Source organism: Pseudarthrobacter sulfonivorans (assembly GCF_031454915.1).
Classification (GTDB): domain Bacteria; phylum Actinomycetota; class Actinomycetes; order Actinomycetales; family Micrococcaceae; genus Arthrobacter; species Arthrobacter sulfonivorans_C.
In genome coordinates this window covers 200,613-213,812 of record NZ_JAVDRS010000006.1, presented here as the reverse complement: position 1 = coordinate 213,812, position 13,200 = coordinate 200,613, and the positions used below count along the sequence as shown (strand labels likewise).

At 67.0% G+C, this 13,200-nt stretch carries 10 protein-coding genes; 3 read left to right on the top strand and 7 right to left on the bottom strand.

All coding sequences use genetic code 11. The features are described 5' to 3' along the window. Window positions 1–237: 237 nt before the first annotated feature. From infB to J2808_RS14855, 4 genes are all read right to left on the bottom strand, one after another. Window positions 238–3,168: a translation initiation factor IF-2 gene (infB, locus tag J2808_RS14870; protein ID WP_309818073.1), complete on the bottom strand. Its 2,931-nt coding sequence runs from the start codon at window positions 3,166–3,168 to the stop codon at window positions 238–240. 152 nt (window positions 3,169–3,320) lie between these two features. Continuing rightward, on the bottom strand, window positions 3,321–3,710 hold the full coding sequence (locus J2808_RS14865) for a YlxR family protein (protein ID WP_309818329.1): 390 nt from the start codon (window positions 3,708–3,710) through the stop codon (window positions 3,321–3,323). Window positions 3,711–3,900: 190 nt separating this feature from the next. Next, window positions 3,901–4,881 (bottom strand): transcription termination factor NusA, encoded by a 981-nt coding sequence (nusA, locus tag J2808_RS14860; RefSeq protein WP_309818070.1) that lies wholly within the window; start codon window positions 4,879–4,881, stop codon window positions 3,901–3,903. Next, window positions 4,881–5,495: a ribosome maturation factor RimP gene (locus tag J2808_RS14855; RefSeq protein ID WP_309818068.1), complete on the bottom strand. Its 615-nt coding sequence runs from the start codon at window positions 5,493–5,495 to the stop codon at window positions 4,881–4,883. The genes nusA and J2808_RS14855 overlap by 1 nt, the downstream gene beginning before the upstream one ends. 88 nt (window positions 5,496–5,583) lie before the next feature. On the opposite strand from J2808_RS14855, the gene J2808_RS14850 reads away from it, so the two are divergent. The 3 genes from J2808_RS14850 to J2808_RS14840 all read left to right on the top strand — a co-directional run bounded on the left by J2808_RS14850 (window position 5,584) and on the right by J2808_RS14840 (window position 8,631). Further along, on the top strand, window positions 5,584–6,768 hold the full coding sequence (locus J2808_RS14850) for a DUF4439 domain-containing protein (protein ID WP_309818065.1): 1,185 nt from the start codon (window positions 5,584–5,586) through the stop codon (window positions 6,766–6,768). A gap of 79 nt (window positions 6,769–6,847) precedes the next feature. Beyond that, a complete protein-coding gene (locus J2808_RS14845; RefSeq protein WP_309818062.1) occupies window positions 6,848–7,576 on the top strand; it encodes a VIT1/CCC1 transporter family protein in 729 nt (242 codons plus the stop codon). Window positions 7,577–7,614: 38 nt separating this feature from the next. Then, entirely contained in the window at window positions 7,615–8,631 is a 1,017-nt protein-coding gene (locus J2808_RS14840; protein WP_397428069.1) for an aminoglycoside phosphotransferase family protein, read from the top strand. Window positions 8,632–8,698: 67 nt separating this feature from the next. Here the strand turns inward: J2808_RS14840 and J2808_RS14835 are convergent, their stop codons facing one another. The 3 genes from J2808_RS14835 to J2808_RS14825 are packed head-to-tail and all read right to left on the bottom strand — an operon-like array spanning window position 8,699 to window position 12,770. Next, the gene (locus J2808_RS14835) at window positions 8,699–10,093 is read right to left on the bottom strand and encodes a pyridoxal phosphate-dependent decarboxylase family protein (protein ID WP_309818056.1); all 1,395 of its coding nucleotides are present in this window, start codon (window positions 10,091–10,093) and stop codon (window positions 8,699–8,701) included. 54 nt (window positions 10,094–10,147) lie between these two features. Then, window positions 10,148–10,942, bottom strand: coding sequence for a sulfite exporter TauE/SafE family protein (locus tag J2808_RS14830; RefSeq protein ID WP_309818328.1), 795 nt, complete (start codon window positions 10,940–10,942; stop codon window positions 10,148–10,150). 19 nt (window positions 10,943–10,961) lie between these two features. Next, a complete protein-coding gene (locus tag J2808_RS14825; RefSeq protein ID WP_309818053.1) occupies window positions 10,962–12,770 on the bottom strand; it encodes a proline--tRNA ligase in 1,809 nt (602 codons plus the stop codon). Window positions 12,771–13,200: the final 430 nt, after the last annotated feature.

Genomic DNA, 13,200 nt, shown 5'->3' with positions numbered 1-13,200 from the left:
AAATTTGGGATGTACGACGAAAGCACCTGGGCGACTGTCGCACTCAACTTGGATTCATTGCCACGCACTAAAGGCGAGTCTACGACGGACTCCCGTTGGGTTTTTCCGGCGGCCTGGGAGTGGCATCGGGCCTATCGGAGCCGGACGGTTTGCGATCGAAGATCGAAAACCGTCCGGCGAAGGGGCGGGGCCGCCGGGAAACACCCAACGGCCCCGCACCTGTGACGCTAAGACAACCTAGACGCGCGGCTTTTCGCGCATCTCGAAGGTCTCAATGATGTCGCCTTCGGTGATGTCGTTGAACGAACCAAGACCGATACCACACTCGAAGTCCGTGCGGACCTCAGTGGCGTCGTCCTTGAAGCGCTTGAGCGTCTCAACGGTGAGGTTGTCACCGATGATCTTGCCGTCGCGGCTGATGCGCGCCTTCGTGTTGCGTCGGATGATGCCCGAGCGAACGATGGAGCCTGCGATGTTGCCGAACTTGGAGGAACGGAACACTTCGCGGACCTCGGCGGTGCCCAGCTGGACCTCTTCGTACTCCGGCTTGAGCATGCCCTTGAGGGCCATCTCGATGTCATCGATTGCTGCATAGATGACGGAGTAGAAGCGCATGTCCACGCCTTCGCGGTCTGCCAGTTCGGCAACACGCTCGGCAGGCTTGACGTTGAAGCCGATGATGACGGCGCTGTCGACCGTCGCCAGGTTGACGTCGTTCTGCGTGATGGCACCCACGCCGCGGTGGATGACGCGCAGCTGCACGCCTTCGCCGACGTCGATCTTGAGCAGTGCGTCTTCGAGGGCTTCCACGGCACCGGACACGTCACCCTTGAGGATGAGGTTGAGGGTGTCGATCTTGCCATCGGCCACGGCCTGGTCGAAGTCTTCCAGGCTGATGCGCTTGCGGCGCTTGGCCAGAGCGGCGTTACGGTCGGCTGCTTCACGCTTCTCGGCGATCTGGCGGGCGGTGCGCTCGTCAGCGGTCACAAAGAAGGTGTCGCCGGCGCGCGGCACGTTGGACAGACCCAGAACCTGCACGGGGCGGGACGGGCCGGCCTCGGTCAGGGCGCTGCCGTCGTCGTCGAACATGGCGCGGACGCGGCCGTGGGCCGTACCGGCCACGATCGTGTCACCGACACGCAGTGAACCGGACTGCACCAGGACGGTGGCTACGGAACCGCGGCCCTTGTCCAGGTTGGCTTCAATCGCGATACCGCGGGCATCCTTGTTCGGGTTGGCGCGCATGTCGAGGGCTGCGTCTGCGGTGAGCAGGACAGCCTCGAGCAGCTCGTCGATGTTGAGGTTCTGGCGGGCAGAGACCTCCACGAACATGGTGTCGCCACCGTATTCTTCGGGAACCAGGCCGTATTCGGTCAGCTGGCCGCGGACCTTGTCCGGGTTGGCGCCTTCCTTGTCGATCTTGTTCACTGCAACCACGATCGGCACGTTTGCTGCCTGCGCGTGGTTGAGGGCCTCAACGGTCTGCGGCATAACGCCGTCGTCCGCTGCGACCACCAGGATGGCGATGTCGGTGACCTTCGCACCACGGGCACGCATGGCGGTGAACGCCTCGTGGCCCGGAGTATCGATGAAGGTGATCTTGCGGTCTTCGCCTTCGTGGGTGTGTGTGACCTGGTAAGCACCGATGTGCTGCGTGATGCCGCCGTGCTCGCCCGCCATAACGTCGGACTTGCGGATGGCGTCGAGCAGGCGGGTTTTACCGTGGTCAACGTGGCCCATGACGGTGACAACCGGAGGACGTGCCTCGAGGTCTTCGTCGCCTTCAGCTTCGAGCTCTGCATCGAAGTCGATGTCGAAGGTGGAGAGCAGCTCGCGCTCCTCGTCCTCCGGCGACACAACCTGGAGCTTGTAGCCAAGCTCCTCGCCGAGCAGTGCAAAGGTCTCTTCATCCAGCGACTGCGTGGCTGTGGCCATTTCGCCGAGGTGGAAGAGGACCGTCACCAGTGCTGCGGGGTTTGCCTCGATCTTGTCGGCGAAGTCCGTGATGGACGAGCCACGGCGAAGCCGGACTACGGTGTTGCCGTCGCCGCGGGGTACGCTCACGCCACCCAGCGACGGAGCACTCATCTGCTCGAGTTCCTGGCGCTTGGCACGCTTCGACTTGCGCTGCTTGCCACGGCCTGCGCCGCCCTTACCGAAGGCACCCTGGGTGCCACCGCGACCGCGGCCACCCTTGCCGAAGCCGCCGCCGGCCGGGGCTCCGCCACCGGCACCGGGAGCGCCACCTGTACCTGGAGCGCCACCCGGACGTCCGGGACCACGTGCGCCGCCACCGGGACGGCCTGCACCAGCCGGTGCGGGACGCTCAGTGCGGTTGGGCATCATGCCCGGAGTCGGACGGTTTCCACCGGCACCCGCGGGACGGGGTGCACCCGGGCGGGGTCCACCTGCGCCAGCAGCCGGACGGGGGCCACCTGCACCAGCTGCGGGACGCGGACCACCCGGACGGGGGCCACCTGCACCGGCCGCGGGACGCGGACCACCGGGACGGTCGCCGTCGGGACGGCCACCAGCGCGGGGCATACCCTGCGAGGGAGCGAACGGGTTGTTACCCGGACGCGGGGCACGTTCTCCGTCGCCACCGCGGCCGCGGGGCATGCCCTGGGACGTGGCGAACGGGTTGTTGCCCGGGCGGGGACCGCCGGGGCGCGGAGCCGAGCCACCCTGTGAGCCGCCGGAGCGCGTGGGCGCAGCCGGGGTTTCAGCCTTGGGTGCCGGACGGGCACCCGGCTTGGCACCGGTGGACGGGGCACTTGCGGCCGGAGCCGATGCAGCGGGTGCTGCCGCGGCGGGTGCTGCGGGGGCAGCCGGAGCTGGCGCGGCAACCGGCGTGGCCGGAGCTGCAGGAGCGACGGCCGCGGGAGCTGCAGCGGCCGGTGCTGCGGGAGCCTTGGGGGCTGCGGGACCCGGAGCAGGTGCTGCGGGACGTGATTCTGCCGACGGGGCAGGCGCCTTGGGCGCGGCTGCCGGTGCTGCGGCCTTCGCCGCGGCGTCGGGGTAGGCGTTGCGGAGTTTCCGCACCACCGGGGCCTCAATGGTGGAAGAGGCGGAGCGAACGAATTCGCCCAGTTCCTGCAGTTTTGTCACTGCATCTTTGGAAGTAATACCGAGCTCTTTAGCGAGCTCGTGTACGCGGACCTTGGCCACATTTCTCCTGTCTCGGTCCGCACCGAGCCAGGCACGAACCGTCTACTTCTTACTGCGGGCCCAAGCCGCGGTTGCAGCTGTTGGGCCCATTGCAGAGCGCAACAAAGTTGTCATCGTTGCGCACTCATCGCTGGGAACTCATCGGGTTTCCATCAGTTTTCTGACCCGCTTTCAGGTTGGACGGTTTTTGCTGCATCTGCCAGAGGCATGTGCTGTGGCATCCGCAGCAGGCCGGCGGCCTGCTCACCTGCCAGGATCCGGCGTTCGACGGCGGTGGCCCCGGTTGCGCCGTTGAGGGCCCTTCCGAATGCTCGCCGTTTGACCGCCAGGGCCAGGCACGTTTCGCTGGGGTGCAGCCATGCACCCCTGCCAGCCATCCGGCGTCGTTCGTCTACCAGCACTGCGGTGGAACCGCTGCCTTCGGCGACGAGCCGGAGTAACTCAGACCGCGGAGCCTTCTTCCGGCATCCGATGCAGGTACGCTGCGGTTGATCCTCGCTGTGTTGATTCGCGCTGTGAAGCACTTCTGCCACGGTGAGCATCTTCCTGACGTTCATAACTGCCGGCCTCAAGGCCCCCACCGCAAGTCAGCGGAACGGGGAACACTCAGGGCACACGAATACCGGCCGTTAGGCACGGCCAATGTCTATTCTAGCCCCTCGGGGCCGTTCTGCCCGAAACTGGTGCACCGGCCGCAGGTCACTGCAGTTGGCTGGCGCACCAAGAGGCGGCTTAGCTTTCGCGCGGCGCGGCTGCGTCCGAGACGATATCGATCCGCCAGCCAGTGAGCTTTGCTGCAAGGCGGGCGTTCTGGCCCTCTTTGCCGATGGCCAGGGAGAGCTGGTAATCCGGAACCACAACGCGGGCGGAGCGGGTGGCTTCGTCGATGATCGTGACCGAATTCACGCGCGACGGGGACAGTGCGCTGGCGATAAAGGTTGCCGGATCCTCGCTGAAGTCGACGATGTCGATCTTTTCGTCGTTCAGTTCGGTCATGACGGCGCGGACGCGTGAACCCATTTCGCCGATGCAGGCTCCCTTGGCGTTGATGCCCGGGGTGTTGGCCTTGACGGCGATCTTGGTCCTGTGACCGGCTTCGCGTGCCAGGGCGACGATCTCCACCGAGCGGTCCGCGATCTCCGGGACCTCCAGTTCGAAGAGCTTCCGGACGAGGCCCGGGTGCGACCGGGACAGCGTGACGGACGGGCCCTTGGTGCCGCGGTGGACATCAATGACCAGGGCGCGGAGCCGGTTGCCGTGGGTGTACTTCTCCCCCGGCACCTGTTCGGGCGGCGGCAGCAGGGCCTCGACGGTGCCCAGGTTGACCTGGATCATGTGCGGGTTGTTGCCCTGCTGGATCAGGCCGGCCACCAGTTCACCCTCGCGGCCCTTGAACTCACCGAGGATGTTGTCGTCCTCGACGTCGCGCAGGCGCTGCAGGATGATCTGCCGGGCGGTGCTCGCCGCGATCCGGCCGAAACCGGCAGGTGTGTCCTCGAACTCGCCGATGGGGGCGCCGTCGTCGTCAATCTCCACAGCCCAGATGGTCACGTGGCCGCTCTTGCGGTCCAGCTCCGCGCGGGCCTTCTCGAAGGCGCCAGGCGACTTGTGGTAGGCCACCAGGAGCGCCTGCTCGATGGTGGGGATCAGGAGGTCCAGCGGGATTTCGCGCTCACGCTCCAGAAGTCTCAGCGCGCTCATGTCAATATCCATCAGGCCTCCTCAGAAGGTCCATTGTGCTCAGGTTCCAGACCAGCTTCTTCAAGGTGGCTGAATTCGATCTCGACTTTTCCGTTACGGATCCTGTCGAAAGGAAGATTCTGGGGCTCGCCCTGCTTGGGCTTCATGCCCTTCTTGACGGCGATCTCGGGGATTATGGTCACGCCGGTTTCGTCCACCGACTGGACCCTGCCGGTGACGTTTTCGCCCTGGATGACGTTGACCTTGACCATGCGCCCCTTTGCCCTGTGCCAGTGCCTCGGCTCGGTGAGCGGACGCCCGACGCCCGGGGATGACACCTCGAGATCGTAGGGCCGTCCGTCGTCCGCAGGATCATTGTCCAGGACGTCCGAGAGGACTCTCGAAATATCCGCAATGACATCAAGGTTCACGCCGCCGGTTTCCTCCTGCGGCAGGTCCACCACTACGTGGACCACCCGGTGGGAGCCGGGGATGATGGAGACGTCTTCAAGGTAGAGGCGGTTGGCCTGGACCGATGGCTCCAGCAGGGCCCGGAGCCGTGCGGCTTCCGGATTATAGGCGGGCGCAGCTTCAGCCGTACCCGATCCGGTAGGGTCTGATGAAGTCGTGGCTTCTGCATTACTCACGATGCCGGCCGCCTTCCAATAGATGATGTTGTGACTACTAGACTAGCGATTTTCCGGCCGCAGTGGTGCACGAGGATGCCCCGCAAGCGTGACAACATGGTCTGTTGTGAACGACGACACCCAGGAATCCGGCCACCGCAGGTGCTATTTCCGGTACGCCGTTTTCACCCTGGCCGCCCTTCTGGTTATGAGCCTGGGATTTGTCCTGATCCCCCGCGAACCGGATGCTCCCGCGCCGCCGCCGTTTACCGAGCAGGCCAGGGCCGCGGCGTTCTCCGACGCCGTGGATCTGAGGGCCGCCGGCATTGACCTTGCAGGCACGGCCGACGGCGGGTTGGCGGCCGCCGAATCCGGTGAAGTATCCGCCGAGGTGTCCTCGGCCATCAGCAGGACTGTGACTTTGCTGACTATGCAGGCCCGGGCCCTGATGCTGCCCGGCGATCCGTCCGGTACAGGCACCTCCTCCGCGGCGGTCCCGCTGCCGTCCACACCGGCCGACCTCGCTGCCGCCCTGCACTCGAGTGGTGCCCAGCGGCTCAGTGACGCCCAAACGGCCGACGGCGGCATGGCCCGCCTTCTCGCCGGCGCCGGAACTGCCCAACTCCTCGCAGCCGAGGAGCTCGCGGCGGCCACCGGTGTTCCCCTCGCTGGCGCTGCCGCCGCTGCCCGGCCCCCCGCCAAAACGTCCTCCCATGACCCGACGCCAACTGCAGGCTGCACCGCAACGGCGACATCCGGCAACGCGGGACCCGGCGGCACGGAGTCCGGCGACGCCGGCTCTGGCGGAGCTGGTGTGGACCTGGCCTCCTCCCTCGCATCCGCCCTGGATGCCGAGCTGGAGCTTGTGTACGCGTACCAGGCCGCACTGACCCGGCTTAAACCCGCCTCCGTCGCTCCGGCGTCGGACTTTCTGGCCCAGCACGAAGAACTGCGCAACGAGGCCGGGGCGATGGGCGCGGCCCGGTGCGCCGCCCTGCTTCCCACACCCGCCGGCTATGCCTTGGACCAGGCGTTCCTGTCAGGTCCGGCAGCCGCCCTGGGCACAATGGAGGCCGGTGCCCTCGCGGTCTACGGCGATGTCATTGCCCTGAGCGACGGACCCGAACGGGCATGGGCACTGTCCGCCCTTCAGTCGGCAGCCCGCAGGACGGTTCACTGGGGTGCCTCGGCTGGCCCGGTTCCCGGCGTGACCGTGGACGAATCGCGCCTTCCGGAGCTGCCCGGGACAGCGCCCACGCAAGGCCCAGGTCCCACCAGCTCCCGGCAGCCCTGAGGCAGCTCCCGGGGCCGAAAACTCATCGCGCAACCCGCGCACAGTGGCCAGCCACCTGCACTAATGATTTGCTGGAGGAATGGACAGAGCAGGCGCCCCCGCCTTTCACGAGAACGAACCCCACCAAAACGACGTCGCGCAGCGCCTGAACTGGCTCCGCGCCGGCGTTTTGGGCGCCAATGACGGCATCGTCTCCGTGGCGGCGATCGTGGTGGGCGTGGCCGGCGTCACCACCCAGTCGGGGCCCATCCTCGTGGCTGGCACCGCCGGCCTGGTGGGCGGCGCGGTCTCCATGGCCCTGGGTGAATACGTGTCTGTCAGCAGCCAGAAGGACAGCCAGGAAGCCCTGATCGAGAAGGAACGCCGGGAACTGCAGGAGCAGCCGGAGGACGAACTCGAGGAACTCGCTGCCATTTACCAGTGCAAAGGCCTCAGCGCGGACACCGCCCGGACGGTGGCCAGGGAGCTGACGGCCCACGACGCCCTCGGAGCACATCTGTCGGCCGAACTGAACATCGATGAGACCGACATCGTGAGCCCGTGGCATGCCGCACTGGCGTCCGCTGTCTCCTTCGTGGCGGGCGCCATCCTGCCCATGCTCGCCATCCTGCTGCCACCCGAGAACATCCGCGTCCCGCTGACCTTCGCAGCCGTACTGGTTGCCCTCGCCGCTACCGGGGCCCTGGGCGCCTGGATCGGCGGCGGTTCGAAGTGGCGGGCCGCTGTCAGGGTGGTGGTGGGCGGAGCCCTGGCGCTGGTTGCCACGTTTTCCATCGGCAGCCTGCTCGGGGCAAGTGGCGTCCTGTGAGCCTCCAGAGCGTTGTGCCGATCCCGCCGGCCCTCAGCATGCGCTACGGCCAAGACAGCGCAGGCCGGGCATGGCTAGCCTCCCTTCCCGGACTGATCCAGGGGCGGTTGGAGCACTGGGAGTTGGCGGTCGACCTGGCAGCTGGCGCAACCCCCTGGCATGGCCAGGGCGGCGTGGTGGTTCCTGTCCGTCTGCGGGACGGGACACCGGCCGCCCTCAAGGTCGCCTTTCCCCACGACGAGGCCAAGGCCGAACGCCACGCCCTGGCCTTATGGGGCGGAGCCGGCGCCGTGCGTTTGTTGGAGTCCGACGCCGGAACGTGCGCCATGCTCCTCGAACGGCTGGATCCGGACTGCTCGCTGCAGACTGTGCCGCTGGATGAGGCGGCTGCTGTCTGGGGCAGCCTCATGCGGCAGCTAAGCCTCCAGCCCGACGAACGGCCCGCATGGCAGGAGTTCGACCACATCGCCGGGCGGGCAGAACAGTGGAGCGATGACTTGCCCGCCGACTGGGAGCAGCAAGGCAGGCCCTTCCCGCGCTGGCTGCTCGAAGCCGCCCTGGAAGTCTGCCAGACCCGCGGGGCCGTGGGCCGTCGCGCAGGCCGGGACGTCCTGGTCCACACCGACTTCCACTTCCTGAATATCCTGGCCCGGCCCGCCGCATCCGCTGCGGACGGCGCCGGCGGGCCGGACGGGTTGAGCTTCGTGGCAATCGATCCGCAGCCCATGATCGGCGAACCCGAGTTCGCGGTGGCACCGTTGTTATGGAACCGTCTGGGTGACCTGCCGCGGAGCAATCCGGCCGCAGGGTTGAGGCAGCGCTGCCTCGACTTCAGCGCCGCAGCGGGCCTTGATTCCGAGGCTGCACGTCAGTGGGCGGTGGCACGGGAAGTGCAGAACGCTCTCTGGTACGCGTGCCGGCGAGGCCATCAGGGCGATCTGGCCAGGTCGCTGTGGGTGGCAAGCACGCTTGCCGGCCGGACCCTTGAGGGCCTGCCCGCCGCGCACGACCTCCCCGAGCCGGGCAGTTCCCAACCGGGCGGGGCGGACCACTGACCGAAGGCTCTCCGCTCCCGGCCGCCGGCATGTCAGCCCAGTCAGCCGGCAGCCAAGTCCAGCCCAGTCAGCCGGCAGCCCGCACCGCCGCGAAAGCTGAGCTGACCGCCTCAACGGCAGTCCCGACGTCGTCCGCATCCGTGCTCCAGTTACTCACCGAGACGCGCAGGACGTCCTTGCCCTGCCAGTGCGAACCGGACATCCAGACCTTGCCGTCCGCGATCACCCGCGCCGTCACGGCTCTGGTGGTGGCATCATCGCCGAACGCCAGTGACACCTGCGTGTAATCGACGTCGTTGAGCACCTCGATGCCCTCGAGTGCGGCGAGCTGCTCCGCCAGTTGACCGGCGCGCAGCACCAGCTCACGGACCTGGTGCGCCACGCCCTCCCGTCCGAGTGATCTCAGCGCCGCCCACACTGGCACGCCGCGGGCCCGGCGTGAGAGCTCCGGGACTTTTTCAAGCGGGTCGGCCGCACCGTCAGCGGCCCGGATCAGATAGCTGGCTTGCACGCCCATGGCCGAGCGCAAGGCTGCGGCGTCCCTAACCACCGCTATACCGCAGTCGTAGGGAACGTTGAGGGTCTTGTGCGCGTCGCTGGCCCACGAGTCCGCGAGGTCCATTCCAGCGGTCAGCGCGGCTAGTTCAGGCACGGCAGCGGCCCAGAGCCCGAAGGCCCCGTCCACGTGGACCCAGGCGCCGTGGGCCTTCGCGACGCCGACGGCCTCGACGAAGGGATCGAATGCTCCCGAATGCAGATTCCCGGCCTGCAGGCATACGAGGGCGGGACCGGATCCTGCGGACAGCTGCCGGTCGAGCCCGTCGGTAAGGATCCTGCCCTGCCGGTCCGACGGCACGGTCACCGGTCTCCCCAGCCCCAAGTAGCGCAGGGCCAGATCGACCGAGTCGTGGCGTTCCTGGCCGACGAGACAGCGGATGCGCGGTGCACCGAAAAGTCCGTCGCGGTCCGGGTCCCAGCCGGCGTCGGCGAGCAGGCTCCAGCGTGCGGCGGCCAAGCCGGCGAAGTTGGCCATCGTGGCGCCGGTGACAAAACCGACGTCGGATTCGTCCGGGAGGCCCAGGAGGTCAACGAGCCAGCGCCCGGCAGCGTCCTCGATGGCCGCCATGGCAGGCGCGGAGACCCGGAGCACCGCGTTCTGGTCCCACGCGCTGACCAGCCAGTCGGCAGCCAGGGCGGCAGGCAGCGTCCCGCCGATCACCCAGCCGAAGAACCGGCCGGAGGGCATGGCCATCAGTCCGGGTTCGGCTTTGTCCGCCAAATACTCCACCACGGCTGCGGCTGGCAGGCCTTGAGCGGGGAGAGGTCCGCCGAAGTCTGCTGCAAGGTCGTGGGCGCTTTTGGCCGGTCCCACATGCCGCTGGGGCAGGCTCTCCAGCCAATCGGCCGCGCGACGGGCCGCGGCTGACAATGCTTCGGAATAGGGTTGGCCGCCTGCGGACATACCAGCATGGTACGCCCGGCCGCTTGGGCCTGCGAGGCCTGCCCCTACCCCCTGTCAGGCGAAGTTTTCCTGCCAGACGTCGAAGCCGAGTTTGATGATCAGGGCGCCTACTACAAGCAGGAACACCACCCGGATGAATTTGCTTCCCTGCTTGACCGCGGTCCGTGCCCCGAGGTAGCCGCCCGCCATGTTGGAGAGTCCCAGCACCAGGCCGACGCCCCAGAGCAGTGAGCCGTGAGGCAGGAAGAACAGCAGGGCGCCGGCGTTGGTGGCCATGTTCACGATCTTGGCCTTCGCGCTGGCCTCAAGGAAGGCGTAGCCCATGGCGGAGACGAGGGCAATGACGAGGAAGGAGCCGGTGCCCGGGCCGATGAGGCCGTCGTAAAAACCGATCACCGCCCCGATCAGGCATGCCACGACGTAGTGCGTGCGGCCGTCGTGGCGCAACAGGGTGATGTCGCCGACGTTGGGTTTCAGCGCCGTGAAAAGTGCGACGGCCACCAGTGCGGCCACGATGATTGGCTTGAAGACACTCGCCGGCAGCGTAGCCGCCAGCACCGCGCCGCCGAAGCTGCCGGCCAGGGCGATCACAGCCATGGGAACGGCAGTCCGAAGGTCGGGTTTGATCCGCCCGTAGTACGTCACCGCACTGGTGGTGGTCCCGAAAATCGAGCCCATTTTGTTGGTGGCCAGGGCCTGGACCGGAGTGATTCCGGGGACCAGCAGCAGGGCGGGCAGCTGGAGCAGCCCGCCGCCGCCCACCACCGCATCCACCCAGCCGGCAGCGAATCCAGCCACCACAATCAGGATGATGGTGGCGAGCTGGATCGACTCGAACCCGGAAACCATTACCGAGAAAGGCGCAGCATCAGCTACGGACTGCGGTGACCACGTAGTCAACGGCCTTGTCCACGGCCACGTTCTCCGCTTCGCCGCTTCGGCGGTCCTTGATCTCGACGACGCCGTCCACCAGGCCCCGGCCTACGGCCAGGATGGTGGGGACGCCTACCAGTTCGGCGTCGCCGAACTTAACGCCCGGGGACACCTTGGGGCGGTCATCATAGATAACGTCCAGGCCGGCGGCCTCCAGTTCGAGGGCCAGCTTCTCGGCGGCTGCGAAGATTTCCTCGCCGCGGCCCACGGCCACCACGTGGACATCGGCGGGGGCGACGCTGCGAGGCCAGGTCAGGCCCTTGTCGTCGTGGTTGGATTCGGCCAGGGCAGCAACGGCACGGGTGACACCGACGCCGTAGGAACCCATGGTGACCACCACCTGCTTGCCGTTCTGGTCCAGGACCTTGAGGTCGAGGGCTGCCGCGTACTTGCGTCCGAGCTGGAAGATGTGGCCCATCTCGATGCCGCGGGCGATTTCCAGCGGACCGGATCCGTCCGGGGCGGGATCGCCTTCGCGGACGTCAGTGCACTCGATGACGCCGTCCCAGCTGAAGTCGCGTCCGGCCACCAGGCCGAACACGTGCTTGCCTGCCTCATTGGCGCCCGTGATCCAGGCAGTGCCGCTGACAACGCGCGGATCCACGAGGTACAGGAGCTTGGTTGCGCTTTCGGTGCCCAACAGGGGCTCGTCCAGGGTCAGGCCAGGACCCAGGTAGCCCTTGACGATGAGGGGCTGCTTCTTCAGGTCGTCGTCGTTGGCGGCTTCCAGGCCAATCTCGCCGGCGATGGGCAGGAAGGACCCAATGTTGGCTTCCACGCGCTTCAGGTCCACACCGCGGTCACCAGGCAGGCCGATGACCACAAGCTGGCGTTCACCGGTGGGCAGGGTGACGGCGAGGACAACGTTCTTGAGGGTGTCAGCGCCAGTCCAGGCGCCGCCGTCGGCCTCGGGGCGGGGGGCGAGCACATTGGCGGATGCCACCAGCGTGTCGATGGTGGGGGTATCCGGAGTGTCAAGGACCTCGGCGGCGGGGGCGTCGCTGAAGTCGATGTCGGCGGGCACCACGGTGGTGACTGCCTCGACGTTGGCTGCGTATCCGCCAGCCGAACGCACGAAAGTGTCCTCGCCGACCTCGGTGGGGTGCAGGAATTCTTCGCTCTTGGAGCCACCCATGGCACCGGCGGTGGCCGCGACCGGAATGACCTCCAGGCCCAGCCGCTCGAAGATGCGGATGTAGGCTCCGCGGTGCGCAGCGTAGCTGGCGTCCAGCCCGGCGTCGTCGATGTCGAAGGAGTAGGAATCCTTCATGATGAACTCGCGGCCGCGCAGCAGGCCCGCGCGGGGCCGCGCCTCATCGCGGTACTTGTTCTGGATCTGGTAGAGGCTCAGCGGCAGGTCCTTGTACGAGGAGTACAGGTCCTTCACCAGGAGGGTGAACATCTCCTCATGCGTGGGGGCCAGCAGATAGTCGGCACCCTTGCGGTCCTGGAGCCGGAACAGGCCTTCGCCATATTCTGTCCAGCGGTTGGTGGCCTCATAGGGTTCCCGCGGCAGCAAGGCCGGGAAGTGCACTTCCTGGGCACCGATCGCCGCCATTTCTTCGCGGACGACGGCTTCGACCTTGCGCAGCACGCTGAGCCCGAGCGGCAGCCAGGTGTAGATGCCGGGCGCCGCGCGCCGGATGTAGCCGGCGCGGACCAGAAGCCGGTGGCTGGCCACCTCGGCGTCGACGGGATCTTCACGCAGGGTGCGCAGGAAAAGCTGGGACAGTCTTGTGACCACGGGCGGGTATCCGTTTCTGGGGAATGGCTGCTTAGAAGCAGAGCCGGGCAATTCGTCTGGGTACTAATCTACCGGCAATCCACGCCGTCCTCTGCGGGGGAAGCCCCCGCCCTCCGGTGGAATCACAAGCCAGCCCCCAAGAGCCTGCCGAAAGGCCGGGGACGCGATAGAGCCACGCCCTCGAATACAAAGCCCCTGGCCGTAAACGGTTGGTCATTGCATTCGGGCGTGGCTCTACTGCCGTTGACGCATAGGTACTGGTGAGGACTGGTGAGACTGCCCACCCACTCCAGCGCAGCTAGATCGAACCTATGTGATGGCGGGCACATTGACAAGGGGTTTCTCCATTCGAAGGTGTTGATGGCCCCTTCAGGCGGGTTAGCCCCGGACGTGCAGCACTATTTGATTGTTGAGCTGACAGCCGACCAAG

Excerpts from the sequence above, each read along its gene's own strand:
- nusA (WP_309818070.1), bottom strand. The coding sequence starts at position 4,881 with ATGGATATTGACATGAGCGCGCTGAGACTTCTGGAGCGTGAGCGCGAA.
- J2808_RS14830 (WP_309818328.1), bottom strand. The coding sequence starts at position 10,942 with ATGGTTTCCGGGTTCGAGTCGATCCAGCTCGCCACCATCATCCTGATT.
- J2808_RS14840 (WP_397428069.1), top strand. The coding sequence starts at position 7,615 with ATGCGCTACGGCCAAGACAGCGCAGGCCGGGCATGGCTAGCCTCCCTT.
- J2808_RS14835 (WP_309818056.1), bottom strand. The coding sequence starts at position 10,093 with ATGTCCGCAGGCGGCCAACCCTATTCCGAAGCATTGTCAGCCGCGGCC.
- J2808_RS14845 (WP_309818062.1), top strand. The coding sequence starts at position 6,848 with ATGGACAGAGCAGGCGCCCCCGCCTTTCACGAGAACGAACCCCACCAA.
- J2808_RS14865 (WP_309818329.1), bottom strand. The coding sequence starts at position 3,710 with ATGCTCACCGTGGCAGAAGTGCTTCACAGCGCGAATCAACACAGCGAG.